This window comes from Nostoc sp. (genome assembly GCF_036919555.1).
Classification (GTDB): Bacteria; Cyanobacteriota; Cyanobacteriia; order Cyanobacteriales; family Nostocaceae; genus Nostoc.
The window spans coordinates 1-23,530 of the sequence record NZ_JBALCS010000119.1; the positions used below are offsets into that span (position 1 = coordinate 1).

Sequence of the window (23,530 nt, forward strand, 5' to 3'; positions counted from 1 at the left end):
AAAATGCTCTAAATTGGTTTAATCATTGTGGTCTGTTTTTTGAGCCTATTAGATAGCTTTTTTTGTGGTGAATTTGATCGCAAACTGCTGTAAGTTGACACCAATGAGCATTGCTGTGCCCCTACAACAGATGTGGTTCAAATACATGAAAACTGCTGTAAATCAGGCTTTATTAATTTTGAATTTTGAATTTTGAATTGGTATTACTTTGGATGTTTAGGAAAATTCCGGAATAAATAGCCAAACACTGCTAAATTCAATACAAGAATCAATATTTTTATCGTAGAGAAGCCTCGAATCAATTCATAAATTTCTGGCGGAATACTGATACCCACAAGTCCCAACACCAAGACATGTGCCCAACGCTTTTCATACCATAAACCAACGGCTTCAATACTAGTAACAATAGCATAGACTCCTGCTCCAATGCCGCTAAATGCCAAGGTTCGGGGATTTAAGTTGAGAACTTTATTTAAAAGCCAATCAATAATTATCGATTTACCTTCTAAAACATAATCATCTGAAAAAGCCTCTAGATTTTGATAATTTTTTAATGTCAATAATAACGCGATCGAAGTAGCCATAAGCAGCAAGGCGGTAAATGTTTTGTAGAGAACAATTACCACTAATCCCAATGGACGTTTTTTCAAACAACCCCCTTAAGTATATATAAGTCCAACTTTGAGTAACTGGCTCTCGATGATGCCAACTAAGACGCTTATTGTAGCAATTCTTGATCGCCCGATCTTTCCACTTTTCCCAACGGGCAATTGGATGCAATATCAACTTCCCTGTCCCCTAATATCATGTCCGGGTAATTCGTTGTGATTCCCATAGTCATTGCACCCCACCCCTTAATCCCCTCCCCGCCGGCGGGGAGGGGAGACAAAGCATAGCTTTGGCGGGGTGGGGTTCTTCGGGTTTAATAAGCAATCAAGCGAACATGATATAACCCCTTGCCTAGCAGCGAAAATAACCCTATTTCTTTATAGAGAATAAGGTTTTGATTGACATTGTATGTGCGTAGGCGTAGCCCGCACTTCGGCAAGTGGCACAGTGAACTTGCCGAACTGCTCTGTTACCACCGCAGGCATCGCACATTTTAACAAAACATCTGCAATGGAGGTTAGCGGACTCGAACCGCTGACATCCTGCTTGCAAAGCAGGCGCTCTACCAACTGAGCTAAACCCCCATAAAATTAAAATAGTAGGTAACTTTGGTTGCCGTTGTGATTCTACCTTATATTGTTCCATTACCAAAAGGATGAAGCCAGAAAATATCCAAGTTGTCGCAGCATTGTATAAATTTGTGAAGCTGCCAGATTTTGCCGAGAAACTAGATCCTCTACTGTCTTACTGCCAAGCGCAAGATGTCAAGGGGACAATTTTGCTGGCACAAGAAGGCATTAACGGTACAATTGCGGGTTCGCGTCAGGCGATTGACTCTGTTCTCTGCTTTCTGCGTTATGATCCCCGTTTAGCAGACCTAGAATCCAAAGAATCCTATACCGAAACCCAGCCCTTTGAGCGGATGAAGGTGCGGTTGAAGCCAGAAATTGTTACTTTGGGGTTGCCTGAAATAGACCCAACTGAGCAAGTTGGCACTTATGTCAATCCCCAGGAATGGAATGATTTGATTTGTGATCCAGAGGTAACTTTGATTGACACCCGCAATGATTATGAGGTGAATATCGGTACTTTCCAAGGAGCAGAAAACCCCCAAACTAGCTCATTCCGGGAATTTCCCGATTATGTGCTACACCACCTCGACGCAACTAAACACAAAAAGGTTGCTCTGTTTTGTACAGGCGGTATTCGCTGTGAAAAAGCCTCATCCTTCATGCTTGCCCAAGGCTTTGCTGAAGTTTATCATCTCAAAGGTGGCATTCTCAAGTATTTGCAGGAAGTTCCAGCACAGGAAAGTTTATGGGAAGGCGAATGTTTTGTCTTTGATGAGCGGGTAACTGTCAGTCATGGGTTGGAGGAAGGGAGTTGTGAGCGGTGCTTCTGTTGTGGACGTCCGATTTCTGAAGAAGATAAGGTGGCTCCAAAGTATGAGCAAGGTATCTCCTGTCCCTATTGTTTTGATAGCCTCACCGAGGAGAAAAGAGCGCGTCAGCAGCAAAAATGGCGCCACTACCAAACCCAAGTTAATAACCTGAAATAAGCGGAACGAATCTAGGGCTATTTCATTCTCATCTAACCCGCCTCAGAATGAATTCTGAGTCTAATAGCGAAAGTCGTCTCAAGACGACTGAGAAAAGGTTATAGTCCGTTTTAACGGACTTTAGCTATTAGCCCCGAACTAAAGTTCGGGGCGGTTTATGTTTAGAACGAAATAGCCCCTCTGAGATTCTTTTTATCTTGAGCGTCCCAATGTAGTGATATATAGAACAGCTTCATCAGCAGGAATACCCAAAACTTCATTCACTTGGTCATCAAAGAATCCACCGATTCCACTGACGCCGACATTCAGGTGGACTGCCGCTAAATTCAGGCGTTGTCCCAAATGACCGGCATCCAGATGTAAGTAACGGTAAACGCGATCGCCATATTGGGCGATCGCAGCTTTCAGATCGGCTGTATGAAATAACACTGCTGCTGCATCCCGCCCTAATTCTTGTCCTAAACAGAGAAAATGCAACTCTCTCCGAAAGTTTTTAAACCGAATTTGGCGTAATTCTTGGGCTTTCGGTGCGTAATAGTAACAACCCGCTTCTAATCCTTGAACTCCGCAAACAGCAATGAATGTTTCGATTAAATTTAGATCAAAGTAGTCTGGAGAAATATCTAAACTTTGATCAATGTAATTTTGCGGTTGGTAAGTGAAATCGAGTAAACTTTTCAATTCATCGAAAGTTAAATCCTCACCATTGTAAGCGCGGGTAGATCGTCGCTTGTACATAGTGATTTCCAGTTCTGACAGATTTTTTCCCCAGTCTATAGGCGTAGTGGTGGTAGGAATTTTTAAACAGAATGGAAAATTGTATTTATCCTCCAAAGATTTTTCTTGTTTGATAGTTGGTAGATTGAGATTGCCAGTTATACCTAATTGGATCTGGGTGTGTCGATGGAAATATGCCAGCAATTCACCATCGGGGATTTGAGGATAACTGGTTTCGGTGGCGGAAGGTAAAGCAGTACATCCCAATGGCAAATTTTGATTGACATCTAACAAGTCTGCCAGAGGTAAGATAGCGATCGCACCTTCTTGTTGCGGATCGATATAAAGCAAATCGTTCACCGATTCATCCACAAAACCGCCGATTAAATGGGGGCGATAGTCAGTAATCGCAGCAGCCAATTCGATATTTCCCAACAGGTGTCCCGTATCTAGAAAAATCCGGCGGTAAGCCCGATCTTCATAGCGCCAAGCAGAACGATAGAAAACCGCAGTGACAATAATTGCTAGTTGGGTATTTTCTAAAGCAGGATGCCAGAAACAAGCTGCTTGGAGAGTTTGCCAAACATCATTTTCCCAATAATGCATCAGGGAATGAGTCCGACACTGGTAGTTATACAGTCCGGGCGGCAATAACGACGTGCCACGGGAAACCACATACACCTCGGCAGGGTATAGTCCGCCGGCACTGGGAGCAGCCCGTAAATACACCGCGCTACCCATAGAAGGCATTTTCGCCGTCAATCCATAGCTGCGAAACAGCAGCCTTGAAAGTCTTTGCCACCATTGAGCATCTGGGTTATTAGCAAATGTCTCTGGTTTTTCTTGGATATAGGGTTTGAGATCAAAAGTAGAGCCAATTTTATACTCTTTGAAGGGCACTGGCTGTTTAGCCCAGTCTAACCCTTGATTTTTGGAGGCGAGAGTCTCAGGGTTGTATTTAGTCCGTTCGTGATAATGCTGGGCAATTGATTGGTGTAATTCTGGCATAGTACTTTTAATATCCTTGGGGCATCCTTTTTCTGATCTTGGCATTCATTAGCCCGATTATTTCGTGTCAATTGGTACAATCCTCAGAGTCACAAAGTGGTAATTAGTAACAACTGTATTGGGACATTGGGCATTGGGGAGGCAGGCGCTAACTGAACTGTATTGCCTAGTACTTACGCGCAATGTGCGACTTATTCTTAAAACCCCGCTTCCATTCCTCTCCCCGAAAGGTCGAGAGGTTTTGATTCTTGTTCCCTAACCCTTTTAGGGTTGGGCTTGGGGGTTAGGTTTGAGAGAAAGTTGCACACAGAATACTTTTGCGTAAGCCCTATGAATTAAACTTGACAAAAAAATTGTTTATGTATAAGCGAAAAAATCAGGATTTGTCATTTGCGACTGTACAGTGACTAATTAAATGTCGTCGTGACAAATTAATGTCATCCATGGAATCCTTTTTCAGTATAGGTTATAGCGGTTTAGCAGTATTAAGATAACATCTTGGCAGTGACAGATTAGCTGTCATTTCCTGTAATAGTGACAAATTAGCTGTCGCTTCATCAGAGAGAAAAAAGCTTTTGTGTATTTTCATAATGACAAATTGACTGTCGCTTTCTGTTAAATTAGAATAACAATATGTTTTTATAAAAAAAATATGTATTATGAACAGTCAGCAAAACTCTGATTTAGCTGTTCATACCTCGGCAATTCCTATGGAAGGCTTACTAGGAGAAAGTGATACAACTCTTGAGAAGATTGTAATTGTGACACAACTCTCAGAGGAAGCCCAACTCAAGCTAGAGGTAATCCAAAGTTTACTGGAACCCTGCGATCGCACAACTTATGGACAAAAGTTGCGGGAAGCAGCAGAGAAACTAAATGTATCGTTGCGAACGGTACAAAGGTTGGTAAAAAACTGGGAACAAGATGGTTTAGTCGGATTCACTCAAACAGGTAGGGCTGATAAAGGAAAACATCGTATTGGTGAGTTTTGGGAAAAATTCATTACCAAAACTTACAACGAGGGTAACAAGGGTAGTAAACGTATGACGCCTAAACAAGTTGCTCTCAGAGTCGAGGCTAAAGCCCGTGAATTAAAGGACTCTAAGCCGCCCAATTACAAAACCGTGTTACGGGTATTAGCGCCCATCTTGGAAAAACAACAAAAAACTAAGAGTATTCGTAGCCCTGGATGGAGAGGGACAACGCTTTCAGTTAAAACTCGTGAAGGAAAAGATTTATCCGTTGATTACAGTAACCATGTTTGGCAATGTGACCATACCCGCGTAGATGTGTTGCTCGTAGATAAACATGGTGAATTGCTCAGTCGTCCCTGGCTAACAACAGTAATTGATACTTACTCTCGTTGCATTATGGGTATCAATTTGGGCTTTGATGCGCCCAGTTCTGGGGTAGTAGCATTAGCATTACGCCATGCAATTCTACCCAAACAGTATGGTTTCGAGTACAAACTGCATTGTGAGTGGGGAACCTATGGTAAGCCAGAACATTTTTATACTGATGGCGGTAAAGACTTTCGCTCTAACCATTTAAGTCAGATTGGGGCGCAGTTAGGGTTTGTCTGTCATTTACGTGATCGCCCTTCTGAAGGTGGAGTAGTAGAACGTCCTTTCAAAACATTAAATGACCAACTATTTTCAACGCTTCCTGGGTACACCGGATCTAATGTGCAGGAACGCCCAGAAGATGCAGAGAAGGACGCAAGGCTCACTCTGAGAGAACTGGAACAGCTACTTGTGCGTTACATCGTAGATCGTTACAACCAAAGTATTGATGCTCGGATGGGTGATCAAACTCGCTTTGAGCGTTGGGAAGCAGGGTTGCCTACAGTACCAGTACCAATACCAGAACGAGATTTGGATATCTGTTTAATGAAGCAGTCACGGCGCACTGTGCAAAGAGGTGGTTGCTTGCAGTTCCAGAACTTGATGTATCGAGGAGAATATCTGGCAGGTTATGCCGGAGAAACTGTCAACTTAAGGTTTGACCCCAGAGACATTACAACAATTTTGGTTTATCGCCAGGAAAACAATCAGGAAGTATTTCTGACCCGCGCTCACGCTCAAGGTTTGGAGACAGAGCAACTGGCATTAGATGAGGCTGAGGCAGCAAGTCGCAGACTTCGCACCGCAGGCAAAACTATCAGTAATCAATCATTATTGCAAGAAGTCGTTGACCGCGATGCTCTTGTAGCAACCAAGAAAAGCCGTAAGGAGCGTCAAAAATTGGAACAGGCGGTTTTGCGATCTGCTGGGGTTGATGAAAGTAAAACTGAGTCCTTGCCTTCCCAAGTAGTTGAACCAGATGAAGTGGAATCTACCACTGAGGTTAACTCTCAATACGAAGACATGGAAGTGTGGGACTATGAACAACTTCGTGAAGAATACGGGTTTTAAACAATGACAGAAGCTCAAGCGATCGCCAAGCAATTGGGTGGGGTAAAAGCGGATGATGAGTGGTTGCAAGCTGAAATTGCTCGTCTCAAGGGTAAGAGCATTGTGCCGCTACAGCAGGTAAAAACTCTCCATGATTGGTTGGATGGCAAGCGCAAAGCACGGCAATCCTGCCGAGTAGTTGGGGAATCACGGACTGGCAAGACAGTTGCCTGTGATGCCTATAGGTACAGGCACAAGCCACACCAAGAACTTGGGCGACCTCCGATTGTGCCTGTAGTTTATATTCAGCCTCCGCAAAAATGCGGCTCTAAGGATTTATTCAAGGAGATGATTGAGTACCTCAAGTTTCGGGCAACAAAGGGAACTGTTTCTGATTTTCGTGGGAGGGCGATGGAGGTACTTAAGGGGTGTGAGGTAGAAATGCTGATTATTGATGAAGCCGATCGCCTCAAACCAGAGACATTTGCTGAGGTGCGAGATATTTATGACAAGTTAGGAATTGCTGTGGTATTGGTGGGAACAGATCGCTTGGAGGCAGTAATCAAGCGAGATGAACAAGTTTATAACCGCTTTCGGGCTTGTCATCGCTTCGGCAAGTTATCGGGGAAAGATTTCCAAGATACTGTGCAAGCCTGGGAAGATAGAGTTTTGAAGCTGCCTGTTTCTTCTAATTTAACTAGCAAGGATATGCTGCGAATTCTCACATCGGCAACTGAAGGTTACATTGGCCGGCTGGATGAGATTCTTAGGGAAGCAGCGATTCGTTCTTTATCTAAGGGATTTAAGAAGATTGATAAGGCTGTTTTACAAGAAGTGGCGAAAGAGTACAAGTAATGACAGCACCAGATGTTAAGCCTTGGCTTTTTATTATAGAACCCTATCTAGGGGAAAGCCTGAGTCATTTTCTAGGCCGGTTTAGACGTGCTAACCATTTATCTCCTGCTGGGTTGGGTAATCTAGCTGGGATTGGTGCTGTAGTGGCACGGTGGGAAAGATTTCATTTTAACCCTCGCCCTAGCCAAAAAGAGTTGGGAGCGATCGCATCTGTAGTAGAAGTAGATGCAGACAGGTTAGCTCAAATGCTTCCACCTGCTGGAGTAGGAATGCAACATGAACCCATTCGGTTATGTGGGGCTTGTTATGGAGAAACACCTTGTCACCAGATTGAGTGGCAGTTTAAGGAAACGGGGGGATGCAATCGCCATAATTTGCGTTTACTGTCCAAGTGTCCCAAGTGTGAGGATAGGTTTAAAATACCTGCTTTATGGGAGTATGGACTTTGTGGCAGATGTAGAACACCCTTTGCTGAGATGACTGAGTGCCAAAAGAAGATTTGAGTCTTTGTCTTGTCGATTCAGCCTAAATAATTGAGAATGTAAAAATAAAGACTTAACCCTCTTGATAATGAAGTGGTCTATATCTACCCATAATTGTTTTCGTAGGTGTCAAAAACAGTACTTCTTCAGCCAAACGATGGCATCTCACAATGCCAAAGATACTCTTCGTCGGGAAGCATTTATACTTAAACAGTTAAGTAGCCTTGATGAATGGCGAGGATCTCTAATTCACAAAGCTCTTGAAGAGTATCTAGCACCATCTTTACAAAAGCACCAAATCATCTCTGTTAATGAACTCATTGAGCAAACAATTTCTTTGGCGAAAAAGCAGTTTGAATTTTCAAAACAGAAAAAGTATAGAGACGCTAATATCACTAAAAAAGCAGCAGGCGACTCATTTTTGGCTTTGCGAGACCACGAATATGATATCATAATCCCTCAAATATTTATTGATGATTTATATAAACAAATAAAGCAGTGTTATGAATATTTATATTTTCAAGAAAGATTCATTCAATTTTTACAGCAAGGAAATGATTATTTTACCGAGTCTTTAATACAATTTAATATTCATAATTGTCCGGTTTCAGCTAAATTAGATTTAGTAATGAATTACGGTAAAAATAAGTTGTGTATTATTGACTGGAAAGTTAGTCGAAGCAAAACTAGTGATTATTCCAAGCAGTTAAATCTATATGCTCTAGCAGCTTTAAATAAATGGAAATGGAAAAAATATAATCCAGAAGATTTATTACTAGTTGAAGCTAATATTTTTACAGGTAAGCTAACGAAACATTATGTGAATGAAGACAGCATAAATACTATAGATAATTTTATTTATCAAAGTATTTCACAAATCAAAGCTTTATCTAGTGATAGTAAATATAATCTCGATAACCTAGAGGATTATGATTATGCGAATAGTAATTTATCTTGTGAATATTGTAATTTTCAACAAATCTGTGTGAGGCTCACTTCATGACCAATCACGTTCTAAATTTATTTGCCATCAAAAATTTATCTGAACTATCCTATAAGTACAGATTGTGGGAAGTCACTAAACTTCCACAGAAAAATAAAAACTACCTCGAAAATCTTCATCGATTAGCTGGAATGGTTGCATCTTCATTATGCAAACCTGTTTGTCTATATTGGCAAGGAAACAAAGTCTACCTTGCTACTACTGAGCTTACAAAGGATATAAAAACAGAATGGCGTTTAATTCCGCACGTAGCAGTTCTTGTACCAGATTCCAATATCTATGAACTGAATTTTAGTGATATTACTCCTCATCAAATCAAGTTAGCACTTAGACTGTTAAGCTATAATATTCGCTCCGCTTTAATAAAAGTACCAGAAATTTGGAATGATAGCTATGGCTCATTTTATTTTCGAGAAGCTATCAATGCAGGAGATGATAGCCAAGTCGATGTATTACGAGGCTTTGTTTATCGTCTTCACTATTTAGCGGACAAAAATATTTATATATCCTTAGATACAACAGTCCGTTATGTAGATAGAATATCTCTTTGGGCGCGTGTAATTAATGGTGAAGATGTAAATCATTACAGAATGCACCATTTTCTCTATAAATTTGGCGTTCAATGGTATCGAATACAATTTTTAGCTTCTACAGATTACTGTATTAGTGAACAAATCTTTTATTCTGAAAGAGATAAGAAAACTTATAATGTGTATGATTACACGAAAAAATTTGCGACTACTTCTGATTTAGAAGTTGCCACACAAGTAGATCCAAATTCAATAGCTATTGTTTACCAATATCCTTATAAAAATCTAGAAAGATATGGAGCATCTGATTTATGTTACAAAACCTATAAAACTAATGATCAAAAAGTGGCAAAATTGCATCCTTATTCCATTTTAAAGCCAATAGACAGATTAGAAAAAAGCAAAGAACTGATAGATAAATACTTTCAGAATATTGATTTTGGCAATAGTTTTAAATTAGTCATACCCGCAGAACCTTTAGAAAAAAATATAGATAAGTTTGAAATACCTGATTTAATTTTTGGTAATAATAAAATCTTACACATTAACAGAAATGATGAAAACACAGGAATAAATATTCAAGATTATGGAAAAACTAGGTTGAAATTATTACTAGAGAAAGAAGCGGGATTATTAACTAGAGACGCACTTCAGATTCAGTATATATTTATACCTAAATCTATACATCGCTCTATTGCTCAGAAGTTTCAAGAGGATTTTGAGTATCAAATGGGGAAATTTTTTCCCCATTCTTACAAATTTAAAAAAATAATCTATGATGACCAAAAAGCCAAAAACTTGCGCCAGCAAGTAGAAGTTATTAAAGGAGAAGTAGAGAAGAATGAAATTGATAGAGGTTGTGCTTTATTAATACTACCGGAGAACGCACACTCTGATTTCCATAACTTTATTAAAAGAGAATTGTATGAAACTTTGCAGTTTCAATGTGTGGATGCAGGTAATGTAAAGAAGTTCTTCCTATCAAAAAATAATGAATATCAAATAAATGAAAATCCAAAACAAAAACAAAGGTATTTCTCTTATATACGGTTTACAGCTTTAGGAATGCTGTTGGTTAATCGTCAATGGCCTTTTGCTCTCAAAGATTCTCTGCATTATGAAGTATATATAGGAATTGATGTACTCAATAATTATGCAGGATTTACTTATATATACAATGGGGGAAAAGATTGCTATTTTCGTCCATATCCATCTGCTCAGGGAGAAAAACTTACAGAAAGACAAATTCTGAGCATACTAAAGAAAGATTTACAGAAAGATATTAACTCTCTAGATTTGCACCCGAAATCAATTATCATTCATCGAGATGGGCGAAGTTATGTAGAAGAATATCAGGGATTTATCAAGGCAATTAATGCTTTACAGCAAGAAGGATTTTTAGTAAAAGATGTTCAGGTAGGAGTAATAGAAATTCACAAAACCAGTTCATCACGTTTACGGTTGTACTACAAGCCAACCAACGAACCAAGTAATACTGTAGAAAATCCTAGTATCGGTGACTACTTTATAATTGATAATGCAGAAGGTATTGTCTGTACAACTGGATGGCCATTTAATTTTTCAGGTACAGCAAATCCATTACATATTAAAATTGCATATAGCAATTTAGAGTTAGATATAACACAGGCACTCAGTGATGTCTTTAGCCTATCACAATTGGGGGCTTGGGCTGCCCCTGACAAATCTGCTCGATATCCCGCTACTATAAAATTAGGAGATACTTTCCTGGAACCTATAGCTAGTGAGTCTGATGATGAAGCTGCTCTTTATAGTGAAGATGAGCCTGATGAAGAGGAAAGAGGTGCGTATTTAACTGATGAAGATGAAGATGAATAAAATAAGTGAGGTGACAGATAATGAGCGGAATTGGAATAATTTCTCAAGAATACAAAAGTACCGCTAATTTGTTCAAAAATCTTAACGATTATATTATTCTGTTAAAAAAGCACCACTTTAAGCTACAGAGTGCAAATAAAATAACGGCTCAAGAAATTATTACGGCACGAAATTATCTTGCTAATATCTTAGGACAAATAGTTGCACAACTAAGTGACAGTAATGGGGTAGGGGAAGGTGAACAAAATCCTTCTCAAGTACCACCCTTTTTTATTAAGCGTTTACAGGAACAACATAAAGGAGATATCTCTTGGTATAAAAATGATCTTGAAGAAGTTCAACAGGGTCTAGTTGGCGATGAACCTCTAACAGAGAAGTTTATTGTTCATCTTGATGAACTATGTGAACAACTTGACGCTGAAACTACAAGGCTATATCGCAAATTGCGAAGAAGGTAGATAAATTTTATGATGTCACAATTTTTCTGCGGACAAGTAATGTTATTACTTAAACGTTGCCATACATTAATTGAACATTTGAAAGATTCAAACAATTTACCAGAAGAATTAAAATTACATATTAACAATGTATCTACAGAATTAGAAAAATTAGCTTATGATATAGAGGAAATTATTAATGATCCTGATTTTGGTGTAGAAATTCTACTAAAAAATCAAATTAACTCATATAGACGTTATGCAGAAGACGTAAATATTTTAGAAACATCTAAGATCACTTTATTATATCATTTTAATAAAAAAGATTACTATTTTTATAAATTTGCTAAACTCTTTTGTGAGCAAGTAAATTACTCTTGTGAAGAGTATCCTTTAATCAGTACTCACAGTTCAGATTATTTTTCTGCACTTCCTATAGAAAATATAATTAATATTCCTTTATGTGAAGATAATTTTTTACTAGCTATACCAGATTTTGTACATGAATTAGGGCATTTGCTATATAACTATTACGAAACAGAAATTACTCAACCTTTCTCAAAAATTCTATGTAAATATATTAAGGAACAAAGGGACATCCTAAAAAATAAAACTCCATCAATAGCTTATCAAAATCATTTTAAGTTATTAGAGCAAACATGGTTACAGGAATATATAGTTGAGTTTTCTTGTGATATCTGTGCTACTTACTTAGTTGGTTCTGCATATGGCTGGTCTCATTTAAGATTGTTGCTGGAATCTGATCCAGAAATTTACTATCCAAGTTTTGGGGAAGAAGGAAGTCATCCTGCCGACGAAGCAAGAATGAGAGCAATTTTATTAACACTAGAGGAACTTGGAGAATCTGAACAAGTAGAAAACATAACTCAAGAATGGGAACATTTTAAGTTAATTCTAGTAGATTCTCCTGATGGAGAATATGAATACTGTTACCCAGATGAAATTTTACGGCAACTGGCTAAACAAGTAATAAAGGTATGGGAAAAAGTTGGTCTAGTTCCTTACCACAAGCAACCTGATAGTAAGGACAATCTACCATTTCTTATGCGGAAAGCATGGGAAAAATTTCATGAGAACCCAAGAGAGTATACGAAATGGGAAACAAAGACAGTAACAGAGTTACAATCAGTTTTGTTGAAAGACACAAATTATTAATAAAAATTATTCATATTTGTCTACATTTAAAAAATCCTAAAAACCAACCAAACTTCTTAAGCATTCTACACTCTTAATTGGCACAATTTAGTTTTTAGTGGTTATGAGTAAGCAATAAAAATATCTAAAATACTCTGCCTGAATGTTCACGTAGCAGGACTTATAAAAACTTCGTGATGTACTGAATGTTATCCTCCAAGGTGTAGAATTTTTGCTAAAAGTCTTCAGCGAGATTACTAAAGCTTTTGAGATTATCCCTTAATTATTGATGAATGCGATCGCCCCAAAAAGGAATCATAGTTTGTCGTTGACAAAGTGCTTCTAGCGCCACTTGTTTGTCAAACTCTGTCAGTTGCAAAGGTTGTTGTTGCGATCGCCCAGTGACGGTTTCAGGTGATAGGAGGATGTGATCGCTACTTACTTTACAGCAGTTTGGTTTTGTTGCTCTAACATCACATTGTAAATATTATATTGAAAGCGATTTTTGGCCTCACGATACAACTTTATGGGTCAAAGATTTTAAAGGCAATAATCCTAAGTTTGTTTATTACTTTTTGAAAACATTAGAACTAGAGAGATTTGATTCTGGGGGAGCAAATCCAACTCTTAATCGGAATCATATTCATGGTCTGGAGATTATTAAACCTTCACCAAAAACCCAACAACGTATCGCTGATACTCTCTCAACCTACGATCACCTCATCGACAACAACAACCGCCGAATAGCACTGCTGGAAGAGTCCATCCACCTGCTTTACAAGGAATGGTTTGTACATCTGCGCTTCCCCGTCCACGAGTCAGTGAACGTAATTGATGGCATTCCAGAGGGGTGGAATAGAGTATCTGCTACCGAAATTATTGATTTCAATCCTAAAACTTCTGCTCCCAAAGGCGAAATCAGACCATACGTTCCAATGGAAGCAGTATCTACAAAGTCAATGAGTATTAGTGAAGTAGAAACAAGACCTGTTGGCGGCGGAGCTAAGTTTAAAAACGGTGACACATTATTAGCAAGAATTACCCCATGCTTGGAAAATGGTAAGACAGCTTTTGTTCAATTTATGGACAATGACGATATGGTTGCTACAGGTTCAACCGAATTTATTGTTATGCGTTCTACTAAAGTTACGCCTTATTGGGTTTACTGTCTAGCAAGGTTTTATAATTTTCGTCAGCACGCTATCAATAGTATGGCTGGTTCAGATGGTAGACAACGGGTGAAACCAGATTGTTTTGAACAGTATCAAGTTTTATCTCCACCCTCTCATATTATTAAAAAGTTTGATAATATTGCTTCTCCTATCTTTAAACAAATAAAATTTTTAAGCTGGCAAAATCAAAAACTCAAAGAAGCCTGTGATGTACTCCTCCCTCGCCTCATAAATGGAAGTATAGCTGTATAAATTAAAGATTTTCCTGATAATATAGTACAAATTAACTAGCAATTAACTAGCTGGTAGCATTACCATAGGAAAAAATAAATAGTACAAACCAACTAGTGATTAACTAGCAGGTAGCATCACCATAGGAGAAAAGAAATTGTCTAAAGAGTACATAATTTATTGCGACGAATCGATTGACAAAGGACGTTTCTTTTCTCACTTTTATGGTGGTGCGTTACTACGTTCTCAGGACTTGCGCGAAGTCCAGAAAGTTTTAATAGCGAAGAAAAATGATTTAAATTTGCACAACGAGATTAAATGGTCAAAAGTAACATATCAATATTTGGATAAATATATTGGTTTGATGGAAGCATTTTTTGACTTCATCGAAGCCGATATCGTCAAAATCAGAATCATGTTTACTCAGAATTGTAATATTCCTAACAATTTAAGTACTGAGCAGACAGATAACGAATACTTTTTGCTTTATTATCAATTTCTTAAACACGCTTTTGGACTGCAATACTCTAATCAAACAGATGAAAATATCAGGCTTCGGATGTATTTGGATGACCTTCCAGATACAAGAGAAAAAGCTGAAAGATTGAAAAAGTTTTTACTCGGTTTAAATAAAAATCCCCAGCTTGAAAGCGCGGGTATTTACATTGACGAAAACCAGATAGCTGAAGTGCGATCGCACAACCACCCAATAATACAATACTTAGACGTAGTTTTGGGAGCAATGCAGTTTAGGCTCAACAATAAGCACAAAGAAAAGCCAGATGGTGCAAGATTTCGAGCCAAGCGTACAATTGCGAAAGAAAAACTTTATACTCACATCTACCAGCGCATTAGCAAAATATATCCGCGCTTTAATATCGGAGTTAGTACTTCTGTGCATGGAGATGTTACCAACAAATGGAATCATCCATACCGACACTGGCTATTTAAGCCTGAAGATTTTAGTGTAGATACCAGTAAAACAAAATCTAACTCAAAAATTTAAAGCCCCGCTCTTGCTATGCCCGTAACATATCCCGAAGGATTGCGTTTGGGCGTATCCCAAGTGGAACTTGAGACTTCGCAAGTAGCAGGGTAAATATATAATAACAAAATTTTACTAAATTAAAAATAATAACATATTTGACATTGTGGCGACTGGATATCCACAAGACAAACCAAAAATCAGATAGATATTATTTACGTGCATTATAAGTGATAGTTGCTACTTTACCATTAGCAAGGCTATTTTTAGAATAGCTACTCCTATTACCTATCACCCCCATGAGTACCGAATATTCCGAAGACCGCCTGGTACAACAAACTACCGCTAACTTCTTTGAACAAACCCTGAAATGGCACTCAGTTTACGCATATAAAAAAGAAACCTTCGGTACTAACGGTACACTAGGACGCAAAGATAAACGGGAAGTTGTCCTCACACGCTATCTGCGCCAAGCACTGGAGAAACTTAACCCTGGTCATCCACAGCAAGTATACGACGATGCGATCGCGCAATTCACCACATCCAATATTTCAGACCAATTAGTTACCATCAACCAGAAAAAATACCAACTCATCCGCGAAGGTATCCCAGAGAAACCCTACAAAAACTCAGAGGGTGAAACCATCAATCCCCGCCTCAAAGTGATTGATTTTGAACACACCGAAAATAATCATTTCCTAGTAGTGCGGGAGATGTCTATTCAAGGTTCCCTCTACTCCCGTCGTCCTGATATCATCGGTTTTGTTAACGGAATACCTTTACTATTTATAGAACTCAAAGCCATCCACCGCAACGTTAGGGTCGCTTACGAAGACAACTATACCGACTATAAAGACACCATCCCTGAACTTTTTCACTACAACGCCATAGTCATGTTGAGTAATGGCATAGTGGGAAAAGTCGGTAGCATTACCAGTCCTTATAGCTACTTCCAAGAATGGAAACGTTTAGAAGAAGAAGAAAAAGGTAAAGTTGACTTCCAGACAATGCTAATGGGAATGTGTCCTCAAGATAATTTCCTCGACATCCTCGAAAATTTCATCGTCTTTGATGACAGTAGCGGTAAAACTATCAAAATCCTGGCTCGAAACCATCAATTTCTAGGCGTTAACCGTGCCTTTATCGCCATTCAAGAACGGGAAGTCAGGAAAGGGAAGCTCGGCGTTTTCTGGCATACTCAAGGTAGTGGCAAATCCTATTCCATCGCATTTCTGACCCGCAAAGTCCACCGCCAGCTAATAGGTAATTTCACCTTTGTCATCGTTACAGATCGTCAAGAATTAGATACCCAAATTGTGAAAACTTTCACTGGTGTTGGTGCTATCAAAGATACCAACACTCAAGCCACAGGTGGTGACAACTTAGACGAATTACTAAAAGATAACCATCGCTACGTTTTCACCTTAATTCACAAATTCAATAAACCCAATCACATTTATTCCCGCCGTTCCGATATTATCGTGATCTCCGACGAAGCACACCGCACCCAATATGGTAAACTCGCGGAAAATATGCGTAAGGGTTTAGAAAATGCCTCTTTTATTGGCTTCACTGGTACACCCTTGATGGGGTCAGAAGAAGACCAACTCACCCGCAATGTTTTTGGTGACTACGTTTCTACCTACGACTTTCAACGTGCAGTCGAAGATGGTGCTACAGTCCCTCTTTACTACGACAACCGGGGCGAAGAATTATATTATGACGATAAAGGTACTCAACGCCAAGTCGCCGCTTCTGAGGAATTAAATAAACGTCTAGCCGCAGCTATCGAACAATTTAACCTTGACAGCGAACAGGAAGAAGCTGTTTATCGTCGCCTGGGGGGAGAATATTTAATACTAACAGCCGAAAAACGTTTAGATCGTATTGCTCAAGACTTAGTAGCTCACTATACCCAACGTTGGCAAACAGGAAAAGCCATGCTTGTCTGTCTGGATAAAATTACATCGGTGCGAATGCACGGGTTGATTGATAAATACTGGAAACAAGCAATACAAAACCAGCAACGCTTACTTAAACAAGCCACTGATGAACAAGAAGCCATTGAACATCAACAACATTTGCAATGGTTGGAGGAGACAGAATATTTAGTCGTCATCAGTGAAGCTCAAAATGAAGTTAAAACCTTTAAAGATTGGGGTTTAGATATCACTCCCCACCGTCAAATTATCAAAAACCGCAATTTAGAAGAAGAATTTAAGAAGGAAAAACACCCTTTCCGTCTCGCCATTGTCTGTGCCATGTGGTTAACAGGCTTTGATGTTCCCAGCTTGGCTACCCTTTACATGGATAAACCCTTGCAAGGCCATAATCTCATGCAAACCATCGCCCGTGCAAACCGTGTCCATGAGGGGAAAAACAATGGTTTATTAATTGATTACAACGGTATCTTAAAAGCCTTACGTGCTGCCCTTGCCAGATATGCCCGTACAGATGTAGACGATAGCAACGATGGTATTTTACCTTACAACGATCTGAATCAATTACAGGCAGATTACGCAACTGCCCTTGACGCTTGTATTAACCACATTGCTAGTCTGGGCTTTGATTTACAAGAATTGGTAGAATCGACAAGATTTGATAAAATTGCGGCTCTAGTCAGTGCGGTTAATGCAGTCTGTACCAATGATGAATCCCGCGCACGCTTCGACGTACTAGCCAGGGAAGTCTTCAAGAAGAAACAGGCATTAATTACAGAGCCAAAATTAACTGCGCCCTATCAAGACAAATATAACGCTATAGAAGCCATCCAAAAGCATTTACAAGAACAGCACAAAAAATCTGTTGACATTAATGCTGTTCTTTATTCCCTACAAAATGTCGTTAGCGATTTAATCAATGTTGATACTTCCCGTCTCCCAGGTGCAGATTCAGGGAAAATTTACAATATCAGCAAGATTGACTTTGATGTATTAAAAGCAGAATTTGCCAATTCCCCAGCTAAAAATATTTCTGTCCAAAGCCTGAAAGAAGCCGTTGAACGCCAACTTCAGAGAATGTTAAAACAAAACCCATCTCGTATTGACTACTACGTATGTTATCAACAAATTATTCAAGACTATAACCGCGAAACAGACAGAGTAAGCATTGAACAAACTTTTGAGGAATTGTTAAAACTTGTTCAAGACCTATCAGAAGAGGATACCCGCGCTGTCCGCGAAGGCTTAAGTGAAGAACACTTAGCTGTCTTTGACTTACTCTGCGCCTCTAAAGATAATTTAGATGCTAGAACAAGAAACCGTGTCAAACAAGTTGCTCAATTGTTGATTCAAGCCGTAAAAGTACAATTAAAGCAACTGGAAAATTGGCGGGATAAGGAATCAACAAAAGCTACAATTAAAAGTTTTATTTATGATTATCTCTACAGCGAAGATAGTGGCTTACCGATAGATGCCTATGATGATAGTGATGTAGATAACCTCAGTAATGTAGTATTTCTCCATGTCTATCAGCAGTATGAGAGTGCTGATAATCATCCTTATGCAGCGTGATCTTGCTGCTATTACTCAGTAAAACGTTTGAGGTTTTGGTGCAATAGTTCGTGAATGCGATCGCCCCAGAAAGGAATCACAGTTTGTCCTTGACAAAGTGCTTTTAGCGCCACTTGCTTGTCAAACTCTAGCAGTTGTAAAGGTTGTTCAGGCGATCGCGTGGGTAATAACATTAGCCGCTTCATCTTTTCTTCGGGGACAGACTCATTAAATAACCAAGGTTCCCGTTCCCGCAGTGTTTCCAACGCTGCATGGCAAACCTCAAAATTTAAACCGATTGACAGTAACTGTTCCATTACCGTTAACGCCAACAGGTCAGCTTTGGAGTAGTAAACATTACGACCTTTGCCAGTACTGTTAACCGTAGGTACTATAACTCCCTTCTCCCGCCAATACTGTAACTGGCGGCGAGAGCAATGAGTAATTTCTGCTGCTTCTGTGCTTGTGTAGAACTTTCCTTCCATAAGAATCATCCTATACAAGCATCTCCTAAAACACATTATATTTTTGTACAACATTATGTGTTTTTGTGATATTTTATTTTTATGAGCCAGATTACTATTCAATGTCGCCTAATTGCCAGTGAATCTACCCGCCAAAAACTCTGGAAGTTAATGGCAGAATTGAACACGCCCCTAATTAACGAACTACTTCAACAGCTTAGTAAACACCCAGATTTTGAGAAATGGCGAAAAAATGGCAAACTACCGTCAACTGTTGTTAACCAACTTTGCCAACCCCTGAAAACTGACCCTAGCTTTACAGGTCAGCCCAGCCGTTTGTATCTATCAGCAATTCATGTTGTGGATTACATCTATAAATCTTGGCTGGCCATACAGAAACGGCTACAGCAGCAGCTAGATGGCAAGATACGCTGGCTAGAAATGCTCAACAGCGATACTGAATTAGTAGAAATTAGCGGTTGTAGCTTAGAGGCAATTCGTACCAAAGCTACTGAGATTTTGGCAATGGCTACGCCAGAATCTGACTCTAATGCTCCTTTGACTAAAAGAGGAAAGGCTAAAAAATCCAAAAAATCATCCGCTTCCAATCCTGACCGTAGCTTATCTCATAAATTATTTGATGCTTACCAAGAAACGGACGACATACTCAGCCGTAGCGCCCTCAGTTATCTGCTGAAAAATGGCTGTAAACTTAATGACAAAGAAGAAGACCCCGAAAAATTTGCTAAACGCCGCCGTAAGCTAGAAATCCAAATTCAACGGCTAATAGACAAGCTAACAAGTCGAATTCCCAAGGGGCGAGATGAAAAGTGGCTTAAGCGATACACAACAAGCTTTTATTAAACGTAAAGAATCAACGCTAACTCGAATTAACAATTCCTTTGAGCGTCCTAGTCTACCCGTTTACCGAGGTCAATCACACATTTTAGTAGGTGTCAGTCTGGGGCTAGAAAAACCTGCAACTGTTGTTGTAATAGATGCGATCGCAGGCAAAGTTCTAGCTTACCGGAGTATCCGCCAGTTACTTGGCGACAATTACGAACTCCTAAATCGCCAAAGACGACAACAGCGATCATCATCCCACGAACGCCACAAAGCACAAAAAAGCTTCTCTCCCAATCAATTTGGTACATCTGAGTTAGGACAGTATGTAGACAGACTATTGGCTAAAGAAATTATTGCGATCGCACAAACCTATAAAGCTGGCAGCATCATTTTGCCTAAGCTAGGGGATATGCGAGAGATTCTCCAAAGTGAAATTCAAGCCATAGCCGAAGCAAAATGTCCAGGCTCCGTAGAAGTTCAGCAAAAATACGCCAAACAGTATCGAGTTAACGTACATTCCTGGAGCTATGGCAGATTAATTCAAAGCATTCAAAGTAAAGCTGCTCAGATAGGAATCATGATTGAAGCGGGAAAACAACCTATTCGCGGCAGTCCCAATGAAAAAGCAAAAGAATTAGCCTTTTCTGCTTATCATCTCCGCCTAGCTAGGCGAAGTTGACAAATATCTGAACCTTGATAATAAAATAATAAATAGCGCCGCAGTTCATGCTGCTTGCAGCCTCTGAACTGTGTTAAATGAGGGTTAGTTTGACTGTAGCAATACAGTCTTGCTTTCTGACCCTAGTAGCTGCTCACCCTGATGCTGCTGTCTTCGGACAGGATAAGGTGCGCTCCCAGCAATAAGGGCGCGGATGTACTGCTGTAGTGGCTACTGAATCACCTCCGATCAAGGGGGAACCCTCCCCAATTCTTCATTTGACGCTTTTTAGCAAAGTTAAATTTGCTAGTAAATTCGCGCAAACTCTGAAAACCTTACCATACAAGGAATTTAGTTATAAATTTCTTTTGTGAACAATTCAAAAATTACATCCTGGAAGGATATTTGACGAGGTTCGCGCAAGTACGCTCTGGAAACCTTGCTAGGCAGGCGTTTGATCTAGTGGCTGTCGCAACCCTTCTTCCAGCGATGGGAGGGTTGAAAGCAATTGGGACATAGCGAATATCGATATCAGGATAAGTCGCAACCCTTCTTCCAGCGATGGGAGGGTTGAAAGTAGAAAAATAGTGTCCTCCTATTTCCGAGATACTTGTCGCAACCCTTCTTCCAGCGATGGGAGGGTTGAAAGTTAGATTGCATATCTTGCGGGGATGGTTCAAATGTCGCAACCCTTCTTCCAGCGATGGGAGGGTTGAAAGTTGAACGTAATTGAGAGTGATCGCGATCGCGATCGTCGCAACCCTTCTTCCAGCGATGGGAGGGTTGAAAGTTATGGCGATCGCGGGATTGACGAATAGAGATTCAGGTCGTAACCCTTCTTCCAAGGATGGGAGGATTGAAAACCAACTTGATATAAAATTGCCTTATTCTGTCTGATGTTATAATTTATTCCCAAGAATTAAGAGGGTTGAAAGCAAATCCCGCTGCTGGCTTGATATCATATACATTAAAGCCTACAGGAGTGATGAATTCTATATTAGATGACATTAATTAGTCACTAATTCTCTAAAAAGGCTTAACTAGTTTCAGTGACATCAATTTGTCTTCAACGACAACAATTTGTCACCGACGACAGATAATTAGTCACTGTACAACAACAAATAAATAATCTGTTATTCGAGATTTGTGAAAGCCAGCAGCGGGATTTGAACTCGCGACCTTCCGATTACAAGTCGGATGCACTACCACTGTGCTATGCTGGCAAGTTACGCGTTCGCTCTTAAATAGCAACCACAATTTCTTATTCTACCATAATCAACTGATTTGTCTAGCTGCGATCGCTAAAAAATATCTGTCTCTTCAGAAATTTACCACAGAGCGACTGACTATATTAGCTTTATCAGTTGCTGTCCGAATTTTACATCCAAACGATCGCTATAGCGTTCTATTGACTAATGGAGCGATCGCGCTTAAATTTGGCTCAATGAGTGAGTTTAGCAATGTCCACAACTGCAAATCAGTAAAATCTGGAATTGCCATAAATGCGCCAACTTCCTGCAAAACTTGCGGATCGTGGGTGGATGCTATACCAATGGTGCGGATATCTGCGCCCACGGCAGAACGAATACCAGAGGGAGAGTCTTCTAAAGCGATCGCTTCCTCTGCTGTAATCCCCAACTTATTCAGGGCAACTTGGTAGGGTGCAGGGTCGGGTTTACCTGCAATACAATCATCCGCTAAAACAACTGTATGGAAAGCTTCTTTTATTCCCAAAACCTCTAGCATATATTCTGCATTGAATCTAGGGGCATTAGTTACTAATGCACGTTTTAACTGATGGGTCTCTGTCCATGCTAGTAGTTCAGAAAATCCACTCAGTGGTTCTAGATGCGGGGCGAGTTCGCGAAAAAGCGCCTCTTTTTCCTCTGCAAATTTTTGTCCTTCTGCTGCTGATAATTGTGGCAGAATGTCCTTGACAATTTCTAGATTTAGCCGACCACTAATTCGGCATTTATAAAATGTTTCGTCAATTTCTATGCTGTAATTTAACAGCGTTTTCTGCCAAGCTCGGTAGTGTATCGGGTCAGTGTTGACAATAGTGCCATCTAGGTCAAAGAGAATTGCAGCCAGCATGATTTTTGGATAAAATGTAAATAATTGTTAACTTAATTTAAATAGTTTACATTGTTTTTTGTCTTTAGTGATTGTTCTTTGGTGAATAGAGGGCAAAAAGTCGTGCTAAATCCTAAAATCTATACTGGATCAGCCATGTAAGGGCAGACAGGTAGAGCATCTCAACAAACTGCCGTATAATTGATAACCTTCTGTGTAAGCAAATGCTAGCCGCTACAAACTTTTTTCGCGTTGATGATCTTCTAGTGCAGATTTACAACTCTGAAGTCGAAATGGCTCAGGATGTTGCCGAAATTGCACAAAAGCATTTACAGCAAGTTCTCAAGCAACAGGATACAGCTGCTGTATTATTAGCAACAGGTAACTCCCAACTCAAATTTCTCGATGCTTTGATTGCATTGGGTGATGTAGATTGGTCACGAATTATTCTGTTCCATCTAGATGAATATTTGGGAATTCCTGCTGACCATTCTGCCAGTTTCCGGCGCTATATGCGAGAACGTGTAGAGAAGCGGATTGTTCCTAAGAAATTTCACTATATAGAAGGTGATACATTGCAACCAGTGACAGAGTGCGATCGCTATACTAAACTACTGCAAGCCCAACCAATAGACTTATGCTGCCTTGGTGTTGGCGAAAATGGACATTTGGCTTTTAACGATCCAGCAGTAGCAAATTTTCAAGATCCTTATAGTTTGAAACTAGTGAAGCTGGATACGGTGAACCGTCAGCAACAAGTAAGCACAGGTCACTTTCCGAATCTAGAAACTGTCCCACAGTATGCTTTTACTGTCACCATCTCAACGATTTGTTCAGCTAAAAAAATTATCTGTCTGGCTCCAGAAAAACGTAAAGCGAATGTGGTAAAACAAATGTTGCAAGGAGCTATAAGTACAGATTGTCCGGCTTCTATTCTCCGCCAACAATCCCAAGCAACGTTATTTTTGGATGTCAATTCTGCTAGTTTGCTTTCTTAAACTTCTCT

At 39.7% G+C, this 23,530-nt stretch carries 18 protein-coding genes, 2 tRNA genes and 1 CRISPR repeat array; of the genes, 14 read left to right on the forward strand and 6 right to left on the reverse strand.

What is annotated here, in order from left to right:
* Window positions 1-203: 203 nt before the first annotated feature.
* On the reverse strand, window positions 204-650 hold the full coding sequence (locus tag V7K36_RS31945) for a DUF2127 domain-containing protein (protein WP_335121843.1): 447 nt from the start codon (window positions 648-650) through the stop codon (window positions 204-206).
* A 470-nt stretch (window positions 651-1,120) separates the two neighbouring features.
* Window positions 1,121-1,193, reverse strand: a tRNA-Ala gene (locus V7K36_RS31950).
* A gap of 71 nt (window positions 1,194-1,264) precedes the next feature.
* Between V7K36_RS31950 and trhO the strand changes: the two genes are divergently transcribed.
* Entirely contained in the window at window positions 1,265-2,167 is a 903-nt protein-coding gene (gene trhO, locus V7K36_RS31955) for an oxygen-dependent tRNA uridine(34) hydroxylase TrhO (protein WP_335121845.1), read from the forward strand.
* A gap of 192 nt (window positions 2,168-2,359) precedes the next feature.
* On the opposite strand, the gene V7K36_RS31960 is transcribed toward trhO, so the two are convergent.
* Entirely contained in the window at window positions 2,360-3,892 is a 1,533-nt protein-coding gene (locus tag V7K36_RS31960; protein ID WP_335121930.1) for a SagB/ThcOx family dehydrogenase, read from the reverse strand.
* Between the two features lie 659 nt (window positions 3,893-4,551).
* Between V7K36_RS31960 and V7K36_RS31965 the strand changes: the two genes are divergently transcribed.
* From V7K36_RS31965 to V7K36_RS32010, 10 genes are all read left to right on the forward strand, one after another.
* Window positions 4,552-6,306, forward strand: coding sequence for a Mu transposase C-terminal domain-containing protein (locus V7K36_RS31965; protein WP_335121848.1), 1,755 nt, complete (start codon window positions 4,552-4,554; stop codon window positions 6,304-6,306).
* A gap of 3 nt (window positions 6,307-6,309) precedes the next feature.
* On the forward strand, window positions 6,310-7,140 hold the full coding sequence (locus tag V7K36_RS31970) for a TniB family NTP-binding protein (protein WP_335121850.1): 831 nt from the start codon (window positions 6,310-6,312) through the stop codon (window positions 7,138-7,140).
* Window positions 7,140-7,643: a TniQ family protein gene (locus tag V7K36_RS31975; RefSeq protein ID WP_335121852.1), complete on the forward strand. Its 504-nt coding sequence runs from the start codon at window positions 7,140-7,142 to the stop codon at window positions 7,641-7,643. The genes V7K36_RS31970 and V7K36_RS31975 overlap by 1 nt, the downstream gene beginning before the upstream one ends.
* A gap of 67 nt (window positions 7,644-7,710) precedes the next feature.
* Entirely contained in the window at window positions 7,711-8,625 is a 915-nt protein-coding gene (locus V7K36_RS31980) for a PD-(D/E)XK nuclease family protein (protein ID WP_335121854.1), read from the forward strand.
* Window positions 8,622-11,012, forward strand: coding sequence for a hypothetical protein (locus V7K36_RS31985; protein ID WP_335121856.1), 2,391 nt, complete (start codon window positions 8,622-8,624; stop codon window positions 11,010-11,012). Before V7K36_RS31980 ends, V7K36_RS31985 begins: the two co-directional genes overlap by 4 nt.
* Before the next feature lie 20 nt (window positions 11,013-11,032).
* Window positions 11,033-11,470, forward strand: a complete 438-nt coding sequence (locus V7K36_RS31990; protein ID WP_335121858.1) for a hypothetical protein — start codon at window positions 11,033-11,035, stop codon at window positions 11,468-11,470.
* A 9-nt stretch (window positions 11,471-11,479) separates the two neighbouring features.
* Window positions 11,480-12,625 (forward strand): hypothetical protein, encoded by a 1,146-nt coding sequence (locus V7K36_RS31995; RefSeq protein ID WP_335121859.1) that lies wholly within the window; start codon window positions 11,480-11,482, stop codon window positions 12,623-12,625.
* Between the two features lie 554 nt (window positions 12,626-13,179).
* A complete protein-coding gene (locus V7K36_RS32000; RefSeq protein ID WP_442948537.1) occupies window positions 13,180-14,028 on the forward strand; it encodes a restriction endonuclease subunit S in 849 nt (282 codons plus the stop codon).
* 136 nt (window positions 14,029-14,164) lie between these two features.
* Window positions 14,165-15,013 carry a DUF3800 domain-containing protein gene (locus tag V7K36_RS32005; protein ID WP_335121861.1) on the forward strand — a complete coding sequence of 283 codons (849 nt, stop codon included), beginning with the start codon at window positions 14,165-14,167 and terminating at the stop codon, window positions 15,011-15,013.
* Between the two features lie 278 nt (window positions 15,014-15,291).
* Window positions 15,292-18,504 carry a type I restriction endonuclease subunit R gene (locus tag V7K36_RS32010; protein ID WP_335121863.1) on the forward strand — a complete coding sequence of 1,071 codons (3,213 nt, stop codon included), beginning with the start codon at window positions 15,292-15,294 and terminating at the stop codon, window positions 18,502-18,504.
* 11 nt (window positions 18,505-18,515) lie between these two features.
* On the opposite strand, the gene V7K36_RS32015 is transcribed toward V7K36_RS32010, so the two are convergent.
* Complete coding sequence (locus V7K36_RS32015; RefSeq protein WP_335121864.1) at window positions 18,516-18,968, reverse strand: MerR family transcriptional regulator; 453 nt, start codon at window positions 18,966-18,968, stop codon at window positions 18,516-18,518.
* Between the two features lie 81 nt (window positions 18,969-19,049).
* On the opposite strand from V7K36_RS32015, the gene cas12k (V7K36_RS32020) reads away from it, so the two are divergent.
* Both cas12k (V7K36_RS32020) and cas12k (V7K36_RS32025) read left to right on the forward strand, forming a co-directional pair.
* Entirely contained in the window at window positions 19,050-19,811 is a 762-nt protein-coding gene (cas12k, locus tag V7K36_RS32020; RefSeq protein WP_335121866.1) for a type V CRISPR-associated protein Cas12k, read from the forward strand.
* Window positions 19,771-20,472: a type V CRISPR-associated protein Cas12k gene (cas12k, locus tag V7K36_RS32025; RefSeq protein WP_335121867.1), complete on the forward strand. Its 702-nt coding sequence runs from the start codon at window positions 19,771-19,773 to the stop codon at window positions 20,470-20,472. Before cas12k (V7K36_RS32020) ends, cas12k (V7K36_RS32025) begins: the two co-directional genes overlap by 41 nt.
* A gap of 447 nt (window positions 20,473-20,919) precedes the next feature.
* A CRISPR array of direct repeats spans window positions 20,920-21,314; the repeat unit is 37 nt; unit sequence GTCGCAACCCTTCTTCCAGCGATGGGAGGGTTGAAAG.
* A gap of 288 nt (window positions 21,315-21,602) precedes the next feature.
* Here cas12k (V7K36_RS32025) and V7K36_RS32030 read toward each other — a convergent pair.
* A tRNA-Thr gene (locus V7K36_RS32030) sits at window positions 21,603-21,674 on the reverse strand.
* A 172-nt stretch (window positions 21,675-21,846) separates the two neighbouring features.
* Window positions 21,847-22,545, reverse strand: a complete 699-nt coding sequence (locus V7K36_RS32035) for an HAD family hydrolase (RefSeq protein ID WP_335121869.1) — start codon at window positions 22,543-22,545, stop codon at window positions 21,847-21,849.
* A 203-nt stretch (window positions 22,546-22,748) separates the two neighbouring features.
* On the opposite strand from V7K36_RS32035, the gene V7K36_RS32040 reads away from it, so the two are divergent.
* Window positions 22,749-23,522, forward strand: coding sequence for a glucosamine-6-phosphate deaminase (locus V7K36_RS32040; RefSeq protein WP_335121870.1), 774 nt, complete (start codon window positions 22,749-22,751; stop codon window positions 23,520-23,522).
* The last annotated feature ends 8 nt before the right edge of the window (window positions 23,523-23,530 follow it).

Bases quoted from the DNA above. Each gene is read 5' to 3' on its own strand.
- V7K36_RS31980 (WP_335121854.1), top strand. From the start codon at position 7,711: ATGAAGTGGTCTATATCTACCCATAATTGTTTTCGTAGGTGTCAAAAA.
- V7K36_RS32040 (WP_335121870.1), top strand. From the start codon at position 22,749: ATGCTAGCCGCTACAAACTTTTTTCGCGTTGATGATCTTCTAGTGCAG.
- V7K36_RS31995 (WP_335121859.1), top strand. From the start codon at position 11,480: ATGATGTCACAATTTTTCTGCGGACAAGTAATGTTATTACTTAAACGT.
- V7K36_RS31960 (WP_335121930.1), bottom strand. From the start codon at position 3,892: ATGCCAGAATTACACCAATCAATTGCCCAGCATTATCACGAACGGACT.
- V7K36_RS31985 (WP_335121856.1), top strand. From the start codon at position 8,622: ATGACCAATCACGTTCTAAATTTATTTGCCATCAAAAATTTATCTGAA.
- trhO (WP_335121845.1), top strand. From the start codon at position 1,265: ATGAAGCCAGAAAATATCCAAGTTGTCGCAGCATTGTATAAATTTGTG.
- V7K36_RS32010 (WP_335121863.1), top strand. From the start codon at position 15,292: ATGAGTACCGAATATTCCGAAGACCGCCTGGTACAACAAACTACCGCT.
- V7K36_RS31965 (WP_335121848.1), top strand. From the start codon at position 4,552: ATGAACAGTCAGCAAAACTCTGATTTAGCTGTTCATACCTCGGCAATT.
- cas12k (WP_335121866.1), top strand. From the start codon at position 19,050: ATGAGCCAGATTACTATTCAATGTCGCCTAATTGCCAGTGAATCTACC.
- V7K36_RS31970 (WP_335121850.1), top strand. From the start codon at position 6,310: ATGACAGAAGCTCAAGCGATCGCCAAGCAATTGGGTGGGGTAAAAGCG.
- V7K36_RS31990 (WP_335121858.1), top strand. From the start codon at position 11,033: ATGAGCGGAATTGGAATAATTTCTCAAGAATACAAAAGTACCGCTAAT.
- V7K36_RS32035 (WP_335121869.1), bottom strand. From the start codon at position 22,545: ATGCTGGCTGCAATTCTCTTTGACCTAGATGGCACTATTGTCAACACT.
- V7K36_RS32015 (WP_335121864.1), bottom strand. From the start codon at position 18,968: ATGGAAGGAAAGTTCTACACAAGCACAGAAGCAGCAGAAATTACTCAT.
- V7K36_RS31975 (WP_335121852.1), top strand. From the start codon at position 7,140: ATGACAGCACCAGATGTTAAGCCTTGGCTTTTTATTATAGAACCCTAT.
- cas12k (WP_335121867.1), top strand. From the start codon at position 19,771: ATGAAAAGTGGCTTAAGCGATACACAACAAGCTTTTATTAAACGTAAA.